Genomic DNA, 23,154 nt, shown 5'->3' with positions numbered 1-23,154 from the left:
CGCTCTATTGATACAGACGTTCTATCTATAAACAGAACCCTGGTTTATTTTTTGTCGTCGTTCACTTCTTCGAACTCAGCATCAACAACATCGTCAGCAGGCTTAGATTGCTTTTGCTCGCCTTGTGGTGCTTCACCACCTTGGGCCGCTTGCGCTTTAGCTTGTGCTAATTCCATTAATTTTGCTGACGCTTCCATTAGAGCTTGTGATTTAGCATCGATGGCGTCTTTGTCTTCGCCTTTGATTGCTTCTTCAAGTTCTTTGATTGCTGCTTCAATCTTCTCTTTATCTTCGGCAGGTAAGTCATCACCAGCTTCAGTCATTTGAGTGCGAGTCGCGTGTACCATGCCATCAGCTTGGTTACGAGCAGTCACAAGCGCTTCGAATTTAGCATCCGCATCGGCGTTGGCTTCTGCATCACGTACCATTGATTCAACTTCATCATCAGAAAGACCCGAAGATGCTTTGATGGTGATCTTTTGCTCTTTGCCAGTGTTCTTATCTTTTGCTGTTACGTGCAAGATACCGTCAGCGTCAATATCAAATGTTACTTCGATTTGTGGCATACCACGTGGCGCCGGATCAATACCTTCAAGGTTAAATTGACCAAGAGACTTGTTTAAAGACGCTTGCTTACGCTCACCTTGTACGACGTGAACCGTTACTGCAGATTGGTTATCTTCTGCGGTAGAGAAGGTTTGCGATTGCTTGGTTGGGATGGTGGTGTTTTTATCGATAACTTTCGTCATCACTCCACCCATGGTTTCGATACCTAATGATAATGGCGTTACGTCTAGAAGAAGAACGTCCGTTACATCACCAGATAAAACACCCGCTTGTACCGCAGCACCAGACGCTACTGCTTCATCAGGGTTTACATCTTTACGAGGCTCTTTACCAAAGAAGTCGCTAACCAACTTTTGTACTAATGGCATACGTGTTTGACCACCAACTAAGATAACGTCTGTTACATCAGATGTTGATAAGTCGGCATCGGCTAGCGCAGTTTTCAATGGTTCAAGAGTTGCTTTAACCATATCTTCAACTAATGACTCTAACTTAGCACGTGTTACTTTGATGTTTAAGTGCTTAGGACCTGAAGCATCAGCGGTGATGTACGGTAAGTTAACATCAGTTTGTTGCGCAGAAGAAAGCTCACATTTAGCTTTTTCAGCCGCTTCTTTAAGACGTTGCATCGCAAGTGAATCAGAGGTTAAGTCCATGCCTGAATCTTTTTTGAACTCAGCAACTAGGTAGTTAATTAGACGGTTATCGAAGTCTTCACCACCTAAGTGAGTATCACCGTTAGTTGCTAGAACTTCAAAGGTGTGCTCGCCTTCTACTTCATCAATTTCGATGATAGAAATATCAAAAGTACCACCACCTAAGTCGTAAACCGCAACGATACGGTCGCCTTCTTGCTTATCCATACCGTACGCAAGAGCGGCTGCTGTTGGCTCGTTGATGATACGTTTAACATCAAGGCCTGCAATACGACCAGCATCTTTGGTTGCTTGACGTTGTGAGTCGTTAAAGTATGCAGGTACAGTGATAACAGCTTCCGTTACTTTTTCACCTAAGAAGTCTTCTGCTGTTTTCTTCATCTTTTTCAATACTTCAGCAGAAACTTGTGGTGGCGCCATTTTCTCGCCTTTTGCTTCAACCCATGCATCGCCATTGTCAGCTTTAACGATACCAAACGGCATGATACCGATGTCACGTTGAACTTCTTTGTCTTCAAAACGACGACCGATCAGACGCTTAATTGCGAATAATGTGTTTTTTGGGTTCGTTACAGATTGACGTTTTGCTGGCTGACCAACTAAAGTTTCACCATCTGCAGTGTAAGCAATGATTGATGGCGTTGTGCGATCGCCTTCAGCGTTTTCAATGACACGAACTTTGTCACCATCAAGAACAGCAACACAAGAGTTTGTTGTCCCTAGGTCAATACCAATAATTTTGCCCATCGTTAGGATCTCCGAAAAAAATACTTAATGTTTTGATAATTCTCTTAGTGGGGGGAGCTTGAATGTTTTTCAATGGAGAAAAGCAAAAAAATTGCGTTTTTTTTAAAAAAAAGGCTTTTTTATGCTTTTGGCGATAAAAAATCGATGATCGGCTGAACATCTCTGCCATTTCTTTCACGACGAGGCGCCAAAGACTTTGTAAATTTACCCCGATAAATGCAAAGAAACACTAATACATTAAAGGCATTTCTACTGAGTGACGTCTTTGCTAAATTTTTTCCTCTAAATTATCCTGATATTTTTCCCTTATGTTTAACATTTGGGGTAAACATTGACGAAACGGTTCAATTAAATCGGGATCAAAATGACGGCCTGCTTGTTGCTCGATATATAAAACAGCGTCATCAACCGACCAGCTTTTTTTGTATGGCCGATTCGAGGTTAACGCATCAAATACGTCCGCAATGCTAACAATACGAGCCGATAACGGAATGTCTTTCCCCCTAAGTTGGTGGGGATAACCACTGCCATCATATTTTTCATGATGATACAAACAAATGTCTTTGGCCATTTGCAGCAAATCCGATTCGGTTTTACCTAATATTTCGACCCCATATTCGACATGACGATTCATTTCTTCTCGCTCTTGGGGGTCAAGCTTACCTGGCTTTAATAAGGTTTTATCGAGAATGCCGATTTTACCAACATCATGCATTGGGGCGGCATGAAACAACAGGTCAACCCAAGCATCATTTATCCCTAATTGCTGGGCAATAAATTTTGCATAATAACTCATTCGAATAACATGAAGCCCAGTTTCGTTGTCTTTGTATTCAGCCGCTCGCCCTAAACATCGAACAATTTCTAGGCGGGTATGTTCAAGTTCTTCGGTACGCTGATGCACCTGACGTTCAAGTTCTCGTTGCATGTCATATAAGGCCAAATGTGTCTTGACTCTGGCCAATACAATCGGAGCACAGATGGGTTTACTGATAAAATCGACTGCGCCTAAAGATAACCCTTTGTGTTCATCTTCGATCTCGGTTTTGGCGGTGATAAAAATAACCGGAATATCGAGTGTCACCGGATCCGCTTTTAACTTACGACACACCTCATAACCATCCATCTTTGGCATCATAATATCAAGCAGAATTAAATCCGGTTTGTGGGCGCTTTGGGCTATTTTTAAAGCTTGCTCGCCACTTAATGCGGCTTTAAGCTGGTAAAATGGTTTTAGCAGTGCGATTAACAAGTCAATATTATCGGGGTTATCATCAACAATAAGTACCGATTGTTTTTGCTCTAAATGCATGCAACCTCGTTAACAGTTGGGGTTAGCCTTAGTCAGTAAAATGAAACGCCTAAAACCAAGGGGTAAGATAAATTTAACAATAGCAAGAGAGCTGACTTATTCAAGTGGGATGGGGATATTGATAACGCTAAAACGACAACCAATACAATCAAAAAAGAGCAGATAAACTGCTCTTTTTAAGGACGATGTGACCGATGACGTTATTTGGCAACCATAACCATGGCTGGACGAATTAAACGGCCATTTAATTCATATCCTTTTTGCATCACCGCGATAACCGTATTCGCTTCGACCCCTGCCACTTCTTGCATGCTCATAGCTTGGTGTAATTCTGGGTTGAAAGGTTGATCTTGAGGCTCAATGGCTTTTACCCCAAACTTATCTAAAGCGGCCAATAAACCCTGTAACGTTAGGTTAACCCCTTCGTAAGTGGTTTTTTGCGCTTCGTCTTCAGAGTCAATTGTCGCTAAGCCACGCTCTAGGTTATCAACGACGGCTAACATTTCACCGGCAAATTTTTCTAAAGCAAATTTTTTCGCTTTATCGACTTCTTGTGCACTACGACGACGCATATTATCAACTTCGGCTTTTGCTCTGATCACCGAATCTTGTTGTTCAGCAACTTTCGCAGTCGCAGCAGCAAGCTTTTGCTCTAACTCAGCGATTTTTTCTTGTTCAGGGCTAAGTGCAGCTTCTTCTGTTTGCGCTTGTGCTACTTGCTCTTCTGTATGCTCTTGTGTTTCAACTTGAGTTTGTTCTACTTCAATCTCAGCGTTTTCTGTAACGGCTTCTTCACTAGGTTTGGTTGACTCAGTTGTCATTGATAACTCCAATATAAATCTCAATGAGGGTAATTATGGGGACATAAATAAAGGATTCAAGCATAATTTTTAACTAATTATAATGCGATCCCTTTACAAACCACAGATAACAGGTAAAACTGCCAGTAAGTGTTTTTAATCCCCGCATGGTAAATGACTAAAATATATAAAAAAATAGGATTAATAGGGAAGCCCGATCACGACGGTGCTTTAGCCACAATATCCATTCTTTTTCAGTACTTACAAAGCCAAGGTTACCCCGTCATCGTGGAAGAAAAAGTGGCTAGACAGTTAGATTTACCAAATCCGGTGCAGATCACCGATATTGGTGAGCAAGCAGATCTGGCGATTGTCGTCGGTGGTGACGGTTATATGCTGGGTGCTGCTCGAGTGTTATCTTGTTATGACATCGGGGTGATTGGCGTGAACCGAGGCAACCTTGGTTTTTTAACCGACTTAGCGCCAGATAACCTTTTACCCCCATTAGAAGAGATTTTACAGGGTAAATCAAAAACCGAACAACGCTTTTTAATTCATGTTGAAGTATATCGCCATGGCATGCTAAAAAGCAGCAACAGTGCGGTTAACGAAGCGGTATTGCACCCTGGTAAAGTGGCAAGCATGATGGAATTTGCGGTGCACATTGATAATATGTTTATGTTTTCTCAGCGCTCTGATGGCATCATAATATCGACACCAACAGGATCCACAGCCTATTCAATGTCGGCAGGAGGGCCAATTATGAGCCCAACATTAAATGCCTTATCTTTAGTCCCCATGTTTCCGCATACCTTAACCAGTCGCCCAATTGTGGTTGATGGTAACAGTGAAATTAAAATCGTAACGGCAACCAATAATCACGAAGAGCTGCAAGTAAGTTGCGATGGACACGTCATTTTAGCGGTGATGCCTGGAGATGAAATCATCATCAAAAAGAGCGAAAATTTATTGCAGCTTATTCATCCCCTTAACTACGATTATTATAATGTATTACGAAGTAAATTGAGTTGGGGCAATAAAATATACTAGCCCATTCAAATTTGCCAAACGCCCCTTGTGTTTGCAACCTTTCAACCATCGTTGCGGACAAAATTTAAGCTTGCATTGATTAAATAACCCTGTAAACTAATTACTGTATAAATAAACAGTAATTAGTTTTTTAATTAGGGTACGGCCATGATTGTAAGTTTGTCGATAAAAAACTTCGCCATTGTTGACTATGTTGAAATAGACTGGCAACGCGGTATGACGGTAATAACCGGTGAAACAGGTGCGGGTAAATCCATCGCCATTGATGCTTTAGGCCTATGTTTAGGCGATAGAGCTTTAGCCAATGCTGTTCGCCCTGGTACTGAAAAAGCCGAGTTAATAGCATGTTTCGATTTAACCAATAGCCCTTCTGCTCGCCAGTGGCTCAATAACCAAGATTTATTAATGGAAGATGAATGTATTATTCGTCGGGTGATAAATAAAGAAGGACGGTCAAAAGCCTATATTAATGGTAGCACCGTGCCCTTAGCCTTATTGCGCCAATTAGGCCCACTATTACTTAATATTCACGGCCAACATGATCACCAATTATTGATGAAAAACAATGAACAACGTCGATTACTGGATGATTATGCCGACCATCAGCGGCTGTTAAATAATTTGCAAGACAGTTATCGTCAATGGCGACAATTGCAACGAGAAATAGACACTCTTGAACAAGCCAAACAACAGCGGGCGGCGCAAAAAGAATTATTACGGTATCAGGTTAAAGAACTGGATGAATTTAATTTACAAGAATTTGAGTTTATCCAGTTAGAGAATGACTATAAGCGAAACAGCAATGCCCAACAACTCATACAGCTATCGAGTCAGTGCATTGAGCAATTATCAGCAAATGAAACCTTTAATGTATTAGCTAACTTACAACGCTGTAATGATGAGCTAAATAAGTTGGCGGAAATAGATATTGATGTAAAAGCCATTGCCGAACTGATAAACAATGCATGTATTATGGTAGAAGAAGCCGATCGAGATCTTAATTATTACCAACAAAGCATTGACATTGATCCGCAATCGTTTGCCCTTATCGAAGAACGCTACTCAAATGCAATTAGCTTGGCGCGAAAACATCAAGTTGCGCCAGAATTGTTGGCACAACATCATAGTGCATTAACGCAACAGCTTGAGCATTTAACCGACGATGACAGTCGCCTTGAACACATCTACGATGAGCTTGAAACTTGCTTGCAAAATTACCAACGAGCCGCAGAGAAGTTAAGCAAAAGCCGCCAAAAATCAGCCAAAGTGTTGGCGCAAAAGATCACCGCAAGTTTGCATCAACTTAATATGCCCAACGCACAATTTAAGGTACTGATAAAGCAAGGAGAAAATCCTCTGCCCAATAGAGACGGTATCGATATAATCGACTTTGTTGTTAGCATGAACCCTGGCCAGCCCCTAGAGTCGATTCATAAAGTCGCATCGGGTGGTGAGTTATCTCGAATTAGCCTAGCGATTCAGGTAATACTGGCTGAGCGCGTTATTACTCCGACCCTAATTTTTGATGAAGTAGACGTTGGTATCAGCGGACCTACGGCTGCGATGGTGGGCAAACAACTGAGGCTTTTAGCCAACAATACCCAAGTTATTTGTGTGACCCATTTACCGCAGGTGGCCAGTAAGGGTCATCAACAGTTATTTGTTGCCAAAATCACCGATGGCAAACAAACCGCGACCAAAGTCAGAGAGTTACAAGCTGAACAACGGACTAGAGAGATCGCACGATTGTTAGCAGGTGACACGATAACAGAGTCAAGTTTGGCCAATGCCAGAGAATTATTAGCGAGTTAACCGTTGCTGATTTGGTTACAAAATAAAATTGAACTATTTAGATAAAAAACTTACTTATTGTTAGAAAAACACCACAAAAGGCTTTCAACTGAAAGCCTGCTTGGTTATTATCTTGTTCAAATAATTATACCTTTAAGAATTAGGTATCAAGGAAGTTTACATGTTATCACGCGCACTTATTGTTTTATTGGCTGTTAATCTACTTTCAGCCTGTGTTTATCGTATCGATATTCCACAAGGTAATTTCTTAGAGCAAAAACAAATCGACAAACTGCAAATAGGAATGAATAAAGAACAAGTTAAATTTGTTCTCGGTAACCCAGTATTACTTGATAGTTTTAATAAAAATACATGGCACTACGTTTATGACTTTAAATCTGGTAAGGATGAAAAATATCATCAACAGAAAAAACTCGTGGTGATATTCAAAGATGAAAAGTTGGCTAGCATTGATGGTGATTTTGACGTACCAGAGTCATTTTACACACCAATTGATCAATAAACTTCTTGTCACATAATCAATTGATGATTAGAAAAATCCCGGTATAGACCGGGATTTTTTTGTTGGGTTAACACCTAAAATTGATAACGTGTGGCTCGCGATAACAAAGTGTCAGCCTTAATATTTTCTAGGGCACATTCTCGAATATCTTTTTTCTTAAACACCATTACCTTATCTTTTATCCCAGTTCGAGTACGAACACCAGAGTTTGTAAAGACGATGGTAACGTGTTCATCTGCTGGTAAGGCTTTTAATCCACCACCGTAATCACACAAAGATTGAGTGACGTTAACCTCAAGTTGTTGCAATAACTCTTGATGCCGTTGGAATTTTTCTTGTTGTTCTGTGCGCAACTGCTTTCGAAGTGCGGCTTTTTTCTCTTTCAACTGTTCTCTGTTTTTTTCTAACGTCGCTTCTCGCAATTCAAGCTTGGCTAAATCTTGTTCGATAACGTCTTTATCTTTATCCTGGCTGTGTAACTTTTGATAATTTAAATCACGCTTTGCCCGTTCTAAATCACGCAGTTCGTAAGATAACTGTCTGTGCTGCTCTCTCAGTTCGCGACTTTGATCGGATTTCAGTCGTAATTGCTCTTTTGCCAACTCAAGTGCTGAGTTCGCTTCTTCTATTGAATGTTCAATGATGACTTCAAAATTATCCCCATAATTTGAGTCAATTATAACGGGGGCGATAGGTGCTGTTGGTGGCACGAGTTCAATCAACGCCTCCTCGGAATGGGCTAACCTAGGACCCGCGCCAGTACGTAAGTTGAACACTGCCCCTTGTCCGGCTAAATAAAACTGATCAACATGATGGATTTTAAGGCTTTTGTCACTTGGGTTTTTATGACTACTGGATTTAATAATGTCGGACATAATGCCCATCTGTTTACCTAGTAGTTCATATTCACTTTGACTATTTGCCCAAAGAGAACAAGATATTAGTATCAAGCCAATAGCGATACCTGATCTATTTAAATTATTCATAGTTACTCCTCAATATTGGATTCTTGATATGTTGGTTGATTGATCTCATCTTGATTTTGCATAACCGTTGCGAAATTTAATGCCTGATTCTGTAATTGATATTCCAATCGTTGGAATCGCAATTTATCGTCAAGAGCATCTTCACTTTGGCGTTGGTTCACGTATTTTAAGAAATCAGCAATGTCTTCCTGGCGTTCACTGCGAGTCGTGGTGATCAAATATTGTGCTAACTGTAAATTATTGGCCTGAATATTTTGATTCATCTGACTAGCAAAGTCAGCAAGTACTAACTCTTGCTCTAAGGCATGGGCTTTTAGCTTGTCGTCAAACGCTTGCATACTTAGACCTTGATCGGTCTGATTTATGTGTTGTGATGAATTTACCCTAACCGTGAATCCTTGATTTTCAAAGCTAACTTGAACGTCAAACACGACGCACACTAGGGCTAAACAAGAAAATATGAATGATAATGGCGCCCAACCTGGCCAGAACCGTGATGAGTGGTTACCGACCTCATATGCATTGCCTCTATCCCAAGCAGGTACCTCCAATTGTTCATAGGCAAATACTTGCTGTTCGATATGTTTGGCTGTAGCCATTCTGTCTTTTGTGAACTCATCAGTGTCTAGAGACTGCTCAAAACGGCGAGATTGATCGGTTGACAGTTTACCCTCAAGCCACCGTTGAAATTGTTTATCGGATTCAGACATAATCTACCTCCAAGGTAATTTTTAATTTGTCTAATGCTGTGTATAAACGAGACTTAACCGTATTAATAGAGACCCCGAGCTGCTCTGATATTTCTTCAAAGGTAAAATGTTGAAAAAACTTTAATTCAACAACCGTACGTTGATTTATCGGTAAGCGCCCCATGGCATCAACTAAATCACTCGATTGTCGGGCTTGAAAGGTGCTGTGTTCGGGACAAGATTGGTGCTTCTGAGCTTCCATTTCAGGTTCGTCATCTAACGATAGAGTCGACTTTTTTCTCCGGTAAAACTCAATACAACGATAGTGAGCAATGCGAAATAGCCAGCTTTTAAATTTACTATCGCCTCGAAACGAAGATAAGTTTCTAAATACTGCAACAAAGATATCTTGCATCAAGTCCAGCGCATCTTCTCGGTTTGACACCATTCTAAAGGCATAATTGTATAAGGGTTTTTCATAGCGTTTAACCAGGCTTATCCAGGCGGATTTACTGCCGTTTAATGCTTTTTTTATTAATGCTTCATCATTGCGCTCAAACACTCTCAATCCTTACGAGCCGAATTAGATTATTTCAATTTAGTTTTATAGTCGGGAGGAACGTGAATAAAGTTCTTTTTTTAATTAAGTTTTTTAAAATAAGTTGATAATAGATTGATTACAAGAGGAATATCAGAATTTAATAGCTTATAAACCCATCGGTTCAAAAGAAGCATCGATTTAAATAAATCGAATTGGTTATATCGAGTCGTGTATTACGCTGTTTTCAATGTTGGGATTCTAATAACAGCTGCTTTGCTCTTTTAACCACCTCCCCCCTTTGTGCTGTCAAGGTTAAAGATTTATGTGAATAGACTTTATACCAATCCCACTAAGTTTTGCTCACTCAGGAAAATATAAAGGTTTTTAGGCAAGTTATTGATTCAGGTAATGGTCATTCCTTTATCAAAATCAATAAGACAGAATAAAGACCTTTAAAACTCGCCCTGAGGGAGTGCATCAAATAGCCATTAATGGCTTTAAATTTTTGAACCATAGAATGACTATGCTAAAAAGATTTAACTTGGTAGTGAACCTTTGATCTCACTCTGTGTTGTGTAAAAAAGCTTAATGGGATTGGTATTATTGATTAAATTAAAAATAACCGTTTAAATGACAGACAAAAAAAAACCAGTCAATGACTGGTTTTTTATATTGGCATTAAGAAAGATTAGATCTTTTTCTTACGCTCTGCGGTATCTTTGATGTAAGAAGCCCAAGCTCTAGCCGCTTTACGCGTTTTAGGGTCTTTCTGTGCTTCTGTAATCGCTACTGTCGCTTTCTTAAACTTGTTTTGATAGAAATATGCTTCTGCCAAAGTCATGTAAACACGGCCTTTGTCATCGATATCTAAATCAAGTGCTTTTTGAAGCGCTTGTGTAGCGGCATCATACTGCTGGGCCTGTTGTAACAACATGCCTTGACGACGATAGTGTTTAGGATCGTTTGAAATTTTTGCTGTTTCACCGAAATACTTTGCTGCAGTTTCAACTTCTTGAGCTGCATGAAAAGCATTTGCCATGGCATACATATTCGTTTCATTACGAGTAACCAAACCACTGTCGATGTACTTTTCTAACAATTTAGCTGAACGATATGGTACATCGTTGCTGGCATAAAGGTTAGCAAGCATTTTGATTTCTGATTCTTTTTCAAGGAAACCTTGCTTGTAAGCCATTTCTAATGTGTATAACGCTTTTTTGTAATCTTCTACTAGGGTGTAGAACATACCTAATTGCGTCCACCAGTTTTTCTTTTCAGGGAAAAGAACCACAACGGTTTCTAACACATCAACAGCTTCACGGTACATCTTGCGTTCATAGTAAGAAGTTAGCTTTAGAATGTATGGATTTTGATTAGGCTTGTCAAAAAGCGCGATCGCTCTATTGGCAGGCTCAATGATTTTATCCAATTGCTTTAGCGCGTAGTGGGCGTTAGCAATTTTAACATACGTGTTAGCATCTTCTTCACCCGTAAACGCCATCCAAGCCGCGTAGTTCTTTAGAGCTTCTTCGAACATTTGCTCTTGCATCTGTAAATCAGCAAGTAATTTGATCGAATCAGAATGCTCTTTATCATTTAGAACTTCGTCTTTAGTCGCACTGATTAAGTACTTTAACGCTTTCTTGGTATCGGCACCGCCTTTGGTCGCGTACATGTTCGCAATAAAGCGATCAACATAGGCGCGATCATATTCTTTCGAGGTTTCGATTTCCAATAACAACACTAAAGCATCGTCAATGCGATCTTCAGAGTAGGCTTCAAAAGCTTTCTGTACTTTTTTACCTACGGCTGGACCAACGATCTTTGTACGTTTCTTCTTTTGCTCTTGCTTAGGAGCATCAGCGGCAAACGATACTGCAGACATTGGTAATGCCGCTGTCGTAACAAATGCAACCATTAGTGAAGACGTAATAAGTTTTTTCATCATTATTGTGCTCCTCCTTCCTGGTTCATTCTAAAGTCTAGCTGTACAGTCATACCTGGCTGTTCAATTGGTTTACCATCAACAACTTTTGGTTTGTATTTCCATTTACGAAGCGCACGTTTGGCTTCCTTATCGAAAATACGTCTTGGTTCAGAAGCAATAACTTCTACATCCTTAACCCCACCTAATGTGTCAATCGTAAAGCTCAGTTGAACCCAACCTTCTTTACCATCACGAGCAGCCTGAATCGGGTACTTAGGTTCGATACGAACGATAGGTGTTGCTTCACCATCGCGACCAAAACCAGCACCAGGAGCATCTAATGATGTTGATGTACCACTCAATTCAACGCCTGGAACGTTGAAAGTCACACCCGAATTGCTGTTATTCATCTCCGGCTCAGGAGTCGAAGGTTTTGGCGGCGTTTTAGGTGGCGGTGGCGGCGGTGGCGGCACACGCTTACGTTGCTGAACATTTGACTTAGGCGGCGTTGACAAAATTTCGATAACAACGCTGTTACCGCCATCGTCATAACGCTTTGCCCCACCTGAAATCAAGAATGCCATTAAGACAAACAACGCAAAGGTTACTGCAACGCCTAATAGTGCTGAAACTATAAAGCGAACCATAATTAACCACCCGTCGCTGCAGCAATTGAAATCTTATCGATCCCTGCGTCCTTGATAGCATCCATTACTTTTACAACAGTACCGTGACGGGCACCCTTGTCAGCTTGAATAATAACGATATCTGTAGGTTGCTCTGCTAGTAATTTTTCAATGTTTGCAGAAACACGCTCTACGTCAACCATACGTTTGTCCATCCAAATTTCACCGTTCTCACGAACCGCGATGAAAATATTTGCAGATGGTTTTGCACTTGCATTAGCCGCTTTCGGCTTTTGCACATCAATACCAGCTTCTTTAACGAATGAAGTGGTTACGATGAAGAAGATAAGCATGATGAACACGATATCTAGCATCGGTGTCATATCAATTACTGCATCTTCTTCTTCACGTCTTGTTTTACGAGCCATTAGAATATCTCTCTAGTGATGAGGTAAGCTATCGATTAGCTTCGCCTTCTCCATTTTTACTTTCGCGTCTAATCTGGAGCTAAAAAATACGCCAGACAGTGCTGCAACCATACCGGACATTGTCGGAATTGTTGCCATCGAGATACCCGCTGCCATTAAGCGCGGGTTACCAGTACCTTGTACCGCCATAATTTCGAATACCGCAATCATACCGGTTACAGTGCCTAAAAGGCCGATAAGGGGACACATAGCGACCAACGTTCTGATGGTGATCATGCGTGCATCCAATATCTCTGCTGCTTCGGAAATCCAATTATCTCTAATTCTGTGAGCATACCAAGAAGTTGTATCTTCACGAGCATCCCAACGTGCAATAATGTCACGTTTCATTTTCGGGAATACTGCGGTTAAAAACCAATACTTCTCGATCATTAAGATCCACATTAAGAAGAGAGCGATGGCAACAAAGTATAAAACAAAGCCACCTGTCGCAATAAATTCCCTGACAGATTCCCAAAGTTCTATCAGGAAAATCATTACTGTTTCTCCTGCTCGGCGATTTCAGCTACGATACCCGCGCTTTGCTCGTCAAGAATATGGAATACCGACTTACCACGACCAGCCACGATTGAGTGAACTAGGATTAGAGGTAGAGCACAGATTAGACCCATTGCCGTTGTAACAAGTGCCATTGAGATGTCACCCGCCATGATCTTAGGATCACCAGTACCGTATAGCGTGATTGATTGGAACGTACCGATCATACCAACAACTGTACCTAGTAGACCTAACAATGGTGCAACAGCAGCGAAGATTTTGATTAGGTTAATACCACGTTCGATCTTCGGCGTTTCACGTAAAATAGCTTCGTCTAACTTAAGCTCAAGCGTTTCAGCATCAGCACCTTTGTTGTCGTGATAAACTTTAATCATACGACCAAGTGGGTTGTTTAAGTTAGGTTGGTTACGGTTTTTAAGCTGCTTCTTGATTTTCGCTTCCATTAGGCCTAGGAAAATCATACGCTCAAGACCAATTAATAAACCAATGATAAGTACTACAGTGATTACGTAACCAACTGTACCACCTTGATGGTAACGGTCTTCAAGTGTTGCTTTTTGAGTTTCTAGGTTAAGGATTTGACCTTTTGCAGGGTCAAGCCATAAAGCTGAGTAACCAGCGTCTTGAGCTAAGTAATCAGGTACTAAACCTAAGATACCGCCGTCAGGTTGCTTACCTAGAGGTTGAATTTGACCAGCATCGTCGTTGAAGTTTAAGTAACCTTGCTCAGAGATCAGGTTGAAAGTACCGATACGAGTTACTTGTTCCATTGACTTAGAACCGTTTAACTGAGTAACTTCTGCTTCAAAAGTAGAGATTTTACCAGACTCAGTCATCTCAGTTTGAAGTGCAAACCAAAGTTCTTCTAGTTCAGAAAGAACTGGAATTTCTTTTGCGTTAGCAAGTTTATCAAGAACCGCTTCACGGCCTGGGTATTGTGCACTAACGATTGAAGTCGCGATACGACCGTATGCGTTACCTGAAGCACGACGAACAACACCGAACATTTCACCTAAGTCACCTTTGGCGTTTTCTAGTTCAGATTCTTTGTTGGTTAAAGTGATTTCGTTTTCAGCGAATTGCTTAGTTAAACGATCGTTGCGATCTTGCTCTGCTTTTAACTCAGCTTTTGCTTTGTTAAGAAGTGCTTGCTTGTCAGCACGCTCAGATAAGAATTCTTGTTCACGTTTCTTGTCGATTTTAGCAACAGAAACACGATCGTTTTTGATTTGTTTTAGCAACTCATCTAATTGATTAGCTGAAGCATTTACAGAAATGCCTGCCGTTAAAGTTAGAGTTGCAAAAATAGCTGCATTTTTAATAAATTTTTTCATTATTGACCAGCCCCCACTGCGTATACTGGTAATTTAATCAAATCAGGAGCAGTTTGTTTACGCGCCATACGGATTGTTTTAGTGATTGGGCTTAAGAATTCATCGCCCAACGCTTTCCAAGTACGATCGCTGTGATCGTAAATCCAAGCGTTTTTCAAGTCTAAAGACTGTGCCACTAGAACAGTACGACCTAGGTGCGCGAAGTCAACAGTGATAGTTTGACCTTCGAAGTCTAGCTCACCTTGGTAAGCAGAGAACATTGAACCGTAGTCGGCTTCAATTTCGTACGCTTCAAGTACTAGACGGAATTGTTCAGCTACTGAGATACCTTGACGAGACATAACATCTTTAAGGCGCTCAAGACGCTCTTCACGGTCTTTAACGTTAACTGGAACGTCTAAGGCAATGAATTGCTCTAATGCATCAATCATTTGGTACATTAAAGGAACAACACCTTTCTTAGTTTCCGCAATCGTGCTGATTTGACGCTCTAATGAATCGATACCTGCTTGTTGGTCGTTAACCAAACGCTGTACGTGGTCATTATAAACTTTAAGGTTTTCAGTTTCGTCAACAACTGTACGGTACTCAGCAAGTAATTCCTGAGATTGTTCATAAAGACTGTTGATTTTCTGTTGTGACTTCACTGAAGCTTTAACGATGGTAGCTTCCGCTTGTTGAAGTTCTTTTAGGCTGCTTGCAGAAGCAATATTGCTGCCTGCCAGAGCTAAGGCGCCAATAATCGACGAAGCGATTAGGCTTTTCTTGCTTATTTTGGACATAGTTCCCAACCAATTGCTATTTAACTTTTTCCAGCAAGTTTCCATTTTTGAAAACTCGTGGTCCTGAATTTATTTAAACATCAAAATAAAAGGCTTAGCTTTAACTTGTTGCTCATAAAAAATTAAATTTACTGTCTTTTAGACTAATTGACTAAAAAGACTGCGAGAATTCGTCATTTTTAATCGATTTTCGTAAAAATACAGCTGTATATAAAACAATAGCTACAGATTAAAGTCAAATATTTTACTAGATATTAGCACATCGAACAAAAACACAGCGATAAACGAGCAGTTTACACGCACCTTTAACAATTAGTTTACATCTAGCCAAAAAAATACCCACATTTAGCCAAGATTTATTTCTGTAAAGATGGCTGATTCAGATCCGCTGTCTATTAAAATATGAAACTCAAATATGTTGTACAAATTAGCTTGTGACATTACCCGCTAATTTACTAGGTTAAACCACCCTCCTTTTGACAATCAATCATCGGCAATGTTCCGCGCTATATAACGGTAAGTGTACGAAACGATTAAAGCACTCTAGTTGATGACCAAAGCGTCATTTAATCGGTGTATTTCGAGCCGGTGAATGCTTTCTTGTAAAACTCTTGGCTAGTTTACTGTAAACGCTAACCATTGACTTGATCCATAGCAAACAGAATCTATGGTTTACAATCCGCTGTACATCCAACATACTGGGGTTGTCTATTATTCAACCAAAGGGAAGAGATTAATGAAACCACTTATAATCATAAGTATAGTCAGTATTATTACTGGCTGTGCCCCAAGTCAGTCAGAGCATGAGAAATATAATGGTATTGCCAAGAATGAAGACATGGTTTGTGAACATATTGCTTCGACCGGTAGTCACATGAAGAAAAAAAGATGCATGACCAAAGAGCTTGCTGCTGAAGTACGCGAAAAAAATCAACAAGCAATGAAAGAGGCCAGCCGCAAAGGCCGAACATCAACAACCAATCAGTAATATAGGGCATGACACTAAGTCCTATTTGTCCTTCTTTTCGCTCACACGTTTTTAGTCAGTTAACCTTCACCTTGTACATGGTGCTAAAAAAAGTGCCATGTTTACCATATTGGGCATGCCTTCTCTTACGCGGTATTTATACCGACTCATTTATCAATGCGCCATCTGAACACAGATAAATTTTTCTATCTTTCTACCTTTCTATATTTCTTTCTGTGTTTCTATGTTTCTATGTTTCTATGTTTCTATGTTTCTATGTTTCTATGTTTCTATGTTTCTATGTTTCTATGTTTCTATGTTTCTTTATAGATTTGAAAGATAGCGCTAAATACACAAATAAAAAAAACCAGCTGCAAGCAGCTGGTTTTTTAGCGTTAGTTAAATTTATTTAAGAGCTAATTCATAGCCTCATTACATTTAAACTAATGGGTTTTTCTACCCTAGAATGATACACCTACAGTAGCGTATACATGACGACCCGTTGTGTTGTATGTACGAGGGTCTGTGTTATCGTTGAAGCCAGTGTTCGCAAACGGTGGATCTTCATCAAACACGTTGTCAAAGCCGACAGTGGTTGTAATGTTATCGAAGTAGTATGTAAAGCGTACGTCGTGGATCCATTGAGAATCAATTGTACGTTTTTCATCTTCATCCGCAAACGGCTCATTTACTTCACCGATGTAACGAACTGCCCAACCTAGAGCCCAATCATCTGCTTGTAAACGCGCATCAAAGTTCGTCTTCCACTCAGGGAAGTTACCGTCACCAGAGTTACGGTAGAACCAACCTGCGTTTTCAATGACAGAGCCGTCAGCTTGGGTAATGTCATACGTATCGTAGTATGTAGAATCCAAGTTTAAGCTTAATTGACCCCATTCGATTTCCGTTGTGTATCTTGCGTTGAAGTCATAACCTGATGATTCTACACCACCAACGTTGGTTGTACGGTCATCGATGTCACTTGAGTTACCGGCAAGAGGACCACTGGTGAAACGAGTGATCTTGTCACAGTACAAACCTGATTGCGCACAGCTATCAAGGATTAACTGCTCACCTAGAGTACTGATAGCGTTATCCACTTCAATATCCCAGTAATCAACGGTAAATGATAAACCTTCTAACCAGCTTGCACTGTACACTAAACCAACGGTAAAGATATCAGCTTCTTCTGGTTGTACATCGTCGCTACCACCACGAGTTGATGATAACTGGTCACCAATTGGCTCAAATCCGCCAGCAGGAACGCCGTCTGCGATACAGAATTGAGTTGGGTTGGTCGCACAAGGGTCAGCAACTTCAGGGCTGTTATCAGATGCACCGGCGAACAAGTCCGATGTTGATGGAGCTCTAAATGCTTCTGAAATAGTACTACGTACGACAAAGCCTTCAAATGGAACCCAACGAATACCAAACTTATGGTTTGTAGTCGAACCAAAGGTATCGTAATCAGAGTAACGAATAGCCGCATCTAACTCTAAAGACTCAGCGCCTGTTACGCCGTTAAGTAATGGTACATTGGTTTCTAAGAACACTTCGTCAACTGAGTAAGAACCAACAGTAGACGTACGTGATGAACCTGAGGTAATACCAAGTGCGATTAATGCGTCAGGGTAATCATCACCTTTTTCTTCACGGTGCTCGATACCAGCAGCAAAACCTACGGTACCTGCTGGTAATTCAAATGCGTCACCAAAGATGCTTGCAGAAAGCACTTGCTGCTCATTTGAACCAAAGTCATGCGCTTCAAAAGTGATGTAATCTAACATATCTTCTTGTACACCCGTATCGGTAAAAGGAATACCGAATACGTTTAGGGATGTACAATCAAGAATTGGGTTCTCTGCAGTACCACAAACAACTTCACCCGTGGTTTCGTCTAAGAAAGATGGGCCTACAGCCATTGACACTTTCTCAAAGTTTACACCACCTGCACCACGTGTTGCAGCATCATTACGACCGAAGATGTATGAAATTTCATAACCCCAACCGTTTGGTAATTCACCATCAATACCAAACATTGCACGAACAGTTTCAACACGGAATGTCGAATCACGACCACCGGTTTCAACCATACGACGGCGCCAATCAGCGATATCAACGGTGTTACCATCTTTATCTTTTGGCCCTAAGATTTGGTTATAGTAGTTATCTTTAGAGTACGTTGCATCAGTCCAACCAAAGAACGCTAATGGCGCTAATGGTAATGGTGCAAGCTTAGTGTCTGAAGTACGACGGTTAAAGCTTAATTCGGTGAACACACGAGCTGCTTCGTTGATTTCGTATGAACCAGAAGCAAATAAACCGTAACGCTCTTGTGGTGTTAAGTGGTAGTTTGCAGGTGCATAGTTGTATGTGTCAACATCCCAATCCCAACACTCATAGCCAGTTGGACTGGTAAAGTCTGTAGGATCAGATTGACCTGGACCACTGCCGGCACCGTGAGTGAAAGAAGAACAACCGTCAGCGCCGTCAATACCATTGTAACGACCCCATGGTGGAGCCGAAGAACCACCTTTTGAAAACTCTAGGGTTTCAGGATCTAAGTCAAACTCAAAAGCAGACCAATCACGATCGCCAGACCATTGTGCTTTTTGTTGTACGTAGTAAGCGTTAACAACAGCATGGCCTTTTTCGTTTGAGAAACCGATGGTTAGATCCATGTTCTTGGTGTCGCCATCCCACTCTTGGGTACCAACATCATAACCAGCGTTAAATTCGAAGCCTTCAAAGTCATCTCGAGTGATGATGTTAACAACACCACCAATCGCATCTGAACCATAAATAGCAGAAGCACCATCTTTTAATACTTCAACGCGTTTTACAATAGCGGTTGGTATTGTACTTAGGTCGACAGAGCTGTTAGCACCTGTACCTGAAGCCACCATACGACGGCCATTTAATAATACCAAGGTACGCGGAGAACCTAGACCACGTAATGATACACGAACGGCACCAGAACCACCGTTGTTAATCGCGGTGTTGGTCGCTGCACCAGCAACGGATGGTATTTCTTGAAGAATATCACCCATGTTGGTGATACCGGTATTTACAAGGTCTTCCCTTGTAATAACCTGAATTGGGTTTGCGCCTTCCATATCCGCACGTTTGATGCGCGAACCGGTTACTTCAATACGTTCTACCTGATCAACCGATGCTTCTTCTTCGGCATACGCTGAAGATGAAAGTGCCGCAGTTGCACTTGCACCGAAGACCATAGCCAAACGAACTGCTTTGGCAAGTCTATTTTTGCTATACATGTTTACTCCCTGGACCACAATACAGTGATTCTTTTGTTAAATATCAAAGCTATGTTGCTTTGTATTAAGTTAAGTTTTAAAACTCTACTTCAGCACAATAATAGAACCAACTTACGTCACAGGTCAACAATAAATATTTAACTTTTTACCAACAAATACATTAACATAAGGTAACATAAACAACACGAATGAATATTAATTCAGTTTTAATGAATAAAAACAAAGAAAAACCGTAAAAAACATAGTAAAACAAACAAAAAAGGGCTGAGAACCGCAACAGTAAATAGTCTCGATGTTTTTTTTATTTTTATAAAAATTGAATAAAAACCGTACACTAGTGCGAGCTAAAGCTCAAAAATTAAAATTTAGGTCCTATTAACTTTTGCGATGTCCAAACCGATATAACAGCTAAAAATAGCTAAAAAAAAAGCCCTGCTATTTAAGCAGGGCTTTAATCAGTTAGTTAACTAAGACGTCAATTAGAATGACTGGTCAACACGTAAGTACATTGAACGACCTGTTAAGTCGTATAGTGACCATGAAACGTCACGGTAGTCACGGAAACCGTCGTACCATGTTGGTGCTTCAGTGTCAGTTACGTTGTTCACACCAAATGTAACTTTTGTCTCTGTTGGGGCAATCCAAGATAATTGAGCATTGTGCTTAACGTATGATGGGATGTCTGCTAAGTAAGTTACGCCCCACTCTTCGTTACCAGAGTCTTGAGCCGCTACATAGAAGGTATTCCAAGAAACGGTGTAATCAGCGTATGTCCAAGTCAATGCAATGTCAGCTTTCATATCTGGGAAGTCTTGTAGACCGGCAGAATCGAATGCTTCTGAGTCGGCATCAACTTTCTCTTCAAACGACATAACGTATGAATAGTTGAATGTAACACCAAAGTCACCAATAGAGGTTTCTTGGCTGTAACGACTCGTTAAATCGATACCATCAGTTGCTAAAGAGGCTTTGTTGATGTAACCAGTAAAGATGCTGTCGATTTGACCATTTGGTAAACGAACGATTGAATCAGGAGTTGAGTTTAAACCACCTTCTTCTTTTTCAATACGTAAAAGCTCATCGACATCTACGCTGTCAATACGATCTTCATAAGAGATATCGTAGTAGGTAGCTTCAACAGATAGGTTATCAAGAATGTTCCAAACGAAACCAAATGTCATTGACTCACCAGACTCTTCACCTAGGTTAGCGTTACCACCAAACCATGTAGCAACTTGCTCACCTTTATCTGAACAGTAGCTGTCGGTGTATTGACCTGGGTTGGCATTACACCAAGTGGTGTCACGTACGTCGTTAAAAGATAACGCGTAAGAAGAGAACATTTCACCCATGTTTGGCGCGCGGAAAGACTCACCCCAAGAACCACGAACTAAAAGCTCATCCATAGGTCTCCAAGTAATACCAACTTTTGGAATAACTTTATCAAAAGTAGACTTAGAAACACCAAGGTTTGTTAAACCTTCTTGTGAGTATTCTTCGTAACGTGCAGCCGCGCTCACGTCGATGTTGTATGGCATAGCAGCCTGTACTTCTACATATGCTGCAGTACGGTCACGAGTAGCATCTACGTCATCGCCACCTGAACCACCAGAGATGAAACCATTAGCCGCTTCAGGATCTGAGATTTGGCTAAATGTAATTTGCTCAAATTCAACACCTGCAACAGCAGCTACTGTAAAACCGTAGTTATCGTATAAAGATGTTGATGCTAATACATCTACTTGCTCACTTTCGTAACGACCTTCATAGTTACCGGTGTGACGCGCTTGTTGGAAAAAGTCCGTCATGTGAGTTTCCCAGTCAGCGTAGCTCATGCCCGAGGTATTGAATAAATCATACTCGCCAGAGTCAATTGTTGCTTGTAGAGCAACGTCGTTCACTAGGTTACGGCCAAATGAATTGGTTTTAGAGATACTGTTTTGGTAGTTAGCTTCCCAATCAATCCCGTCAGCGATGTCTAGTTGACCTTCGAAACCTAGTACGATATCCGTTGTTGTCACTTCGGTTTTGGTATCACGAGCGCCAACAAACTCTGAACGCATACGTACTTGTAAGTCTTCGCCTTCTGGGTTGTATGGGTTGTCTGCATCCATCCAAATTTTAGTCGTTGATACCGGAGTACCAGCGTAACGAGCATCAGTCTCGTTTAAGCTCGCCATCGCACGACCTTTAAAGGTTACAGAATCGGTTAACTCATAGTTAAAGTTAGTAAAGAATGAGTTCTTGTTTGAATCTGGGTAGAATTTTGTCACAGCACCGTAGTTGTAACCACAGTAACCGTTGTCTTCACCGTCAGTAAAATCGATTACATTTGCAGTTTGCGCACAAAGTTCAGAATTAGTCTTATAACTGCCTTTACCATTGATTTTGTAGTTTGGTACTGGGCTAAATGTACTGTACCCACCGTACACATCAGTATCCCATACTGGCCACAATTCACGGTCAAAAATAGCATCAGATTCAGCGTGTTCAAAGGTAAATACAATATTACCTTTCTCTGAAGTAAAACCTGTGCTTAATGAGAAACGAGACGTATCACCGCCTTCTACGCTTGGTTGTTCTGTTTCATACTTAACATTAACACCATCAAAGTCTTTTTTAGTGATAATGTTAATTACGCCAGCTACCGCTGAAGAACCGTAAACAGCTGAAGCGCCATCACGTAATACTTCAATACGCTCGACAATTGACATTGGGATAAGAGATGTATCAGCAGAAGCACCTGATGAAGAGCTATCACCTGGCATACGACGACCATCTAGTAATACTAGAGTAGCATCAGAACCTAGGCCACGAAGGTTAATGCTAGAAGAAGCTGAAGCACCTGAACCGTAACCAGAAACACCTTTCCACGAACCAAATGAGTTTGATGACATGTTATTTAAAACGTCACCAACGGTTGTTAGACCTGACATTTCCATGTCTACAGCTGAAATAACCGTTACAGGGGAACTGTTTTCTAAATCAACTTGCTTGATACGTGAACCAGTTACTTCGATTCGTTCAACTTTAGACACTTTTTCTTCTGCGAACGCAACATTTGATACGCCTGCAGTTGCACCAACTAATAGTGCTAAACGAACTGCATTAGTAAGTTTGTTATTGCTATACATATTTACTCCCAGACCACAAAATTGGAAAGTGGTATTTTTATTTAGTTTTATTTATTCGAGGTGGTTGAGGTTTATTATTTTTATTGACCTAATTCTCGAGTGAACCAGCATATTAAAACGATTTTTTGTTACAGGTCAACAACCCCCGTAACACTCTGTAACGCTTGGTATCACTAGGTTACAAGGTTTTTACACTCACCTTACCCAGGTGCAACACAGTGGCAACATTAGTGTACTTTTAACCATCAAAGGTTAAGCCTGTAAATCTGTTAATAAAAACATCACCAACAGAAAAAAACACGTAAACCACTGTTTTTAAACGACTATTAATTTGCAAAGGGGTAAAAGATGAAAAAACATAAAGAAAAAGAAGACAATTAGTTAAAAAAAATTTAAAAAAAATGTAATTGAAACCTTTTCATCATGAAATGACGATAAAATACTGGCTTTTTAGACGC

At 40.6% G+C, this 23,154-nt stretch carries 18 protein-coding genes; 4 read left to right on the top strand and 14 right to left on the bottom strand.

The window, feature by feature from the left end; genetic code table 11:
• Positions 1-44 precede the first annotated feature (44 nt).
• The 3 genes from dnaK to grpE form a co-directional block, all read right to left on the bottom strand.
• Entirely contained in the window at positions 45-1,970 is a 1,926-nt protein-coding gene (gene dnaK / locus ACAY00_RS03570) for a molecular chaperone DnaK (protein ID WP_371377332.1), read from the bottom strand.
• A gap of 268 nt (positions 1,971-2,238) precedes the next feature.
• Positions 2,239-3,282 carry an HD domain-containing phosphohydrolase gene (locus ACAY00_RS03565; protein ID WP_371377329.1) on the bottom strand — a complete coding sequence of 348 codons (1,044 nt, stop codon included), beginning with the start codon at positions 3,280-3,282 and terminating at the stop codon, positions 2,239-2,241.
• A 200-nt stretch (positions 3,283-3,482) separates the two neighbouring features.
• On the bottom strand, positions 3,483-4,103 hold the full coding sequence (grpE, locus tag ACAY00_RS03560) for a nucleotide exchange factor GrpE (RefSeq protein ID WP_371377327.1): 621 nt from the start codon (positions 4,101-4,103) through the stop codon (positions 3,483-3,485).
• A 153-nt stretch (positions 4,104-4,256) separates the two neighbouring features.
• Between grpE and nadK the strand changes: the two genes are divergently transcribed.
• From nadK to ACAY00_RS03545, 3 genes are all read left to right on the top strand, one after another.
• Positions 4,257-5,132 carry an NAD(+) kinase gene (gene nadK / locus ACAY00_RS03555; RefSeq protein WP_371377324.1) on the top strand — a complete coding sequence of 292 codons (876 nt, stop codon included), beginning with the start codon at positions 4,257-4,259 and terminating at the stop codon, positions 5,130-5,132.
• Between the two features lie 147 nt (positions 5,133-5,279).
• Positions 5,280-6,944: a DNA repair protein RecN gene (gene recN, locus ACAY00_RS03550; protein ID WP_371377321.1), complete on the top strand. Its 1,665-nt coding sequence runs from the start codon at positions 5,280-5,282 to the stop codon at positions 6,942-6,944.
• 160 nt (positions 6,945-7,104) lie between these two features.
• Positions 7,105-7,446 (top strand): outer membrane protein assembly factor BamE, encoded by a 342-nt coding sequence (locus tag ACAY00_RS03545; RefSeq protein ID WP_371377319.1) that lies wholly within the window; start codon positions 7,105-7,107, stop codon positions 7,444-7,446.
• 74 nt (positions 7,447-7,520) lie between these two features.
• Here the strand turns inward: ACAY00_RS03545 and ACAY00_RS03540 are convergent, their stop codons facing one another.
• From ACAY00_RS03540 to ACAY00_RS03500, 9 genes are all read right to left on the bottom strand, one after another.
• On the bottom strand, positions 7,521-8,432 hold the full coding sequence (locus ACAY00_RS03540) for a hypothetical protein (protein WP_371377316.1): 912 nt from the start codon (positions 8,430-8,432) through the stop codon (positions 7,521-7,523).
• A gap of 2 nt (positions 8,433-8,434) precedes the next feature.
• The gene (locus ACAY00_RS03535; protein WP_371377313.1) at positions 8,435-9,142 is read right to left on the bottom strand and encodes a hypothetical protein; all 708 of its coding nucleotides are present in this window, start codon (positions 9,140-9,142) and stop codon (positions 8,435-8,437) included.
• Positions 9,135-9,683, bottom strand: coding sequence for an RNA polymerase sigma factor (locus tag ACAY00_RS03530; protein ID WP_371377310.1), 549 nt, complete (start codon positions 9,681-9,683; stop codon positions 9,135-9,137). The genes ACAY00_RS03535 and ACAY00_RS03530 overlap by 8 nt, the downstream gene beginning before the upstream one ends.
• Positions 9,684-10,350: 667 nt before the next feature.
• A complete protein-coding gene (locus ACAY00_RS03525; RefSeq protein WP_371377307.1) occupies positions 10,351-11,610 on the bottom strand; it encodes a hypothetical protein in 1,260 nt (419 codons plus the stop codon).
• On the bottom strand, positions 11,610-12,236 hold the full coding sequence (locus ACAY00_RS03520; protein ID WP_371377304.1) for an energy transducer TonB: 627 nt from the start codon (positions 12,234-12,236) through the stop codon (positions 11,610-11,612). Before ACAY00_RS03520 ends, ACAY00_RS03525 begins: the two co-directional genes overlap by 1 nt.
• 2 nt (positions 12,237-12,238) lie before the next feature.
• Positions 12,239-12,643: an ExbD/TolR family protein gene (locus tag ACAY00_RS03515; RefSeq protein WP_371377301.1), complete on the bottom strand. Its 405-nt coding sequence runs from the start codon at positions 12,641-12,643 to the stop codon at positions 12,239-12,241.
• A gap of 12 nt (positions 12,644-12,655) precedes the next feature.
• Positions 12,656-13,180 carry a MotA/TolQ/ExbB proton channel family protein gene (locus ACAY00_RS03510; RefSeq protein ID WP_371377298.1) on the bottom strand — a complete coding sequence of 175 codons (525 nt, stop codon included), beginning with the start codon at positions 13,178-13,180 and terminating at the stop codon, positions 12,656-12,658.
• Positions 13,180-14,535, bottom strand: a complete 1,356-nt coding sequence (locus ACAY00_RS03505; protein ID WP_371377295.1) for a MotA/TolQ/ExbB proton channel family protein — start codon at positions 14,533-14,535, stop codon at positions 13,180-13,182. The genes ACAY00_RS03510 and ACAY00_RS03505 overlap by 1 nt, the downstream gene beginning before the upstream one ends.
• Positions 14,535-15,308, bottom strand: coding sequence for a DUF3450 domain-containing protein (locus ACAY00_RS03500; protein WP_371379534.1), 774 nt, complete (start codon positions 15,306-15,308; stop codon positions 14,535-14,537). The genes ACAY00_RS03505 and ACAY00_RS03500 overlap by 1 nt, the downstream gene beginning before the upstream one ends.
• A gap of 745 nt (positions 15,309-16,053) precedes the next feature.
• Between ACAY00_RS03500 and ACAY00_RS03495 the strand changes: the two genes are divergently transcribed.
• Positions 16,054-16,305, top strand: a complete 252-nt coding sequence (locus ACAY00_RS03495) for a hypothetical protein (protein ID WP_371377292.1) — start codon at positions 16,054-16,056, stop codon at positions 16,303-16,305.
• Positions 16,306-16,745: 440 nt separating this feature from the next.
• On the opposite strand, the gene ACAY00_RS03490 is transcribed toward ACAY00_RS03495, so the two are convergent.
• Positions 16,746-19,562, bottom strand: a complete 2,817-nt coding sequence (locus tag ACAY00_RS03490) for a TonB-dependent receptor (protein ID WP_371377289.1) — start codon at positions 19,560-19,562, stop codon at positions 16,746-16,748.
• Positions 19,563-20,041: 479 nt separating this feature from the next.
• Complete coding sequence (locus ACAY00_RS03485) at positions 20,042-22,696, bottom strand: TonB-dependent receptor domain-containing protein (RefSeq protein WP_371377286.1); 2,655 nt, start codon at positions 22,694-22,696, stop codon at positions 20,042-20,044.
• Positions 22,697-23,154 lie beyond the last annotated feature (458 nt).

Origin of the sequence: Thalassotalea sp. 273M-4 (assembly GCF_041410465.1) — a bacterium.
Lineage (GTDB): Bacteria > Pseudomonadota > Gammaproteobacteria > Enterobacterales > Alteromonadaceae > Thalassotalea_A > Thalassotalea_A aquiviva.
The sequence above is the reverse complement of the archived record's forward strand: the minus strand, read 5'-3'. Positions and strand labels throughout refer to the sequence as shown.

Bases quoted from the DNA above. Each gene is read 5' to 3' on its own strand.
- dnaK (WP_371377332.1), bottom strand. From the start codon at position 1,970: ATGGGCAAAATTATTGGTATTGACCTAGGGACAACAAACTCTTGTGTT.
- ACAY00_RS03565 (WP_371377329.1), bottom strand. From the start codon at position 3,282: ATGCATTTAGAGCAAAAACAATCGGTACTTATTGTTGATGATAACCCC.
- grpE (WP_371377327.1), bottom strand. From the start codon at position 4,103: ATGACAACTGAGTCAACCAAACCTAGTGAAGAAGCCGTTACAGAAAAC.
- nadK (WP_371377324.1), top strand. From the start codon at position 4,257: ATGACTAAAATATATAAAAAAATAGGATTAATAGGGAAGCCCGATCAC.
- recN (WP_371377321.1), top strand. From the start codon at position 5,280: ATGATTGTAAGTTTGTCGATAAAAAACTTCGCCATTGTTGACTATGTT.
- ACAY00_RS03545 (WP_371377319.1), top strand. From the start codon at position 7,105: ATGTTATCACGCGCACTTATTGTTTTATTGGCTGTTAATCTACTTTCA.
- ACAY00_RS03540 (WP_371377316.1), bottom strand. From the start codon at position 8,432: ATGAATAATTTAAATAGATCAGGTATCGCTATTGGCTTGATACTAATA.
- ACAY00_RS03535 (WP_371377313.1), bottom strand. From the start codon at position 9,142: ATGTCTGAATCCGATAAACAATTTCAACGGTGGCTTGAGGGTAAACTG.
- ACAY00_RS03525 (WP_371377307.1), bottom strand. From the start codon at position 11,610: ATGATGAAAAAACTTATTACGTCTTCACTAATGGTTGCATTTGTTACG.
- ACAY00_RS03520 (WP_371377304.1), bottom strand. From the start codon at position 12,236: ATGGTTCGCTTTATAGTTTCAGCACTATTAGGCGTTGCAGTAACCTTT.
- ACAY00_RS03515 (WP_371377301.1), bottom strand. From the start codon at position 12,643: ATGGCTCGTAAAACAAGACGTGAAGAAGAAGATGCAGTAATTGATATG.
- ACAY00_RS03510 (WP_371377298.1), bottom strand. From the start codon at position 13,180: ATGATTTTCCTGATAGAACTTTGGGAATCTGTCAGGGAATTTATTGCG.
- ACAY00_RS03505 (WP_371377295.1), bottom strand. From the start codon at position 14,535: ATGAAAAAATTTATTAAAAATGCAGCTATTTTTGCAACTCTAACTTTA.
- ACAY00_RS03495 (WP_371377292.1), top strand. From the start codon at position 16,054: ATGAAACCACTTATAATCATAAGTATAGTCAGTATTATTACTGGCTGT.
- ACAY00_RS03490 (WP_371377289.1), bottom strand. From the start codon at position 19,562: ATGTATAGCAAAAATAGACTTGCCAAAGCAGTTCGTTTGGCTATGGTC.
- ACAY00_RS03485 (WP_371377286.1), bottom strand. From the start codon at position 22,696: ATGTATAGCAATAACAAACTTACTAATGCAGTTCGTTTAGCACTATTA.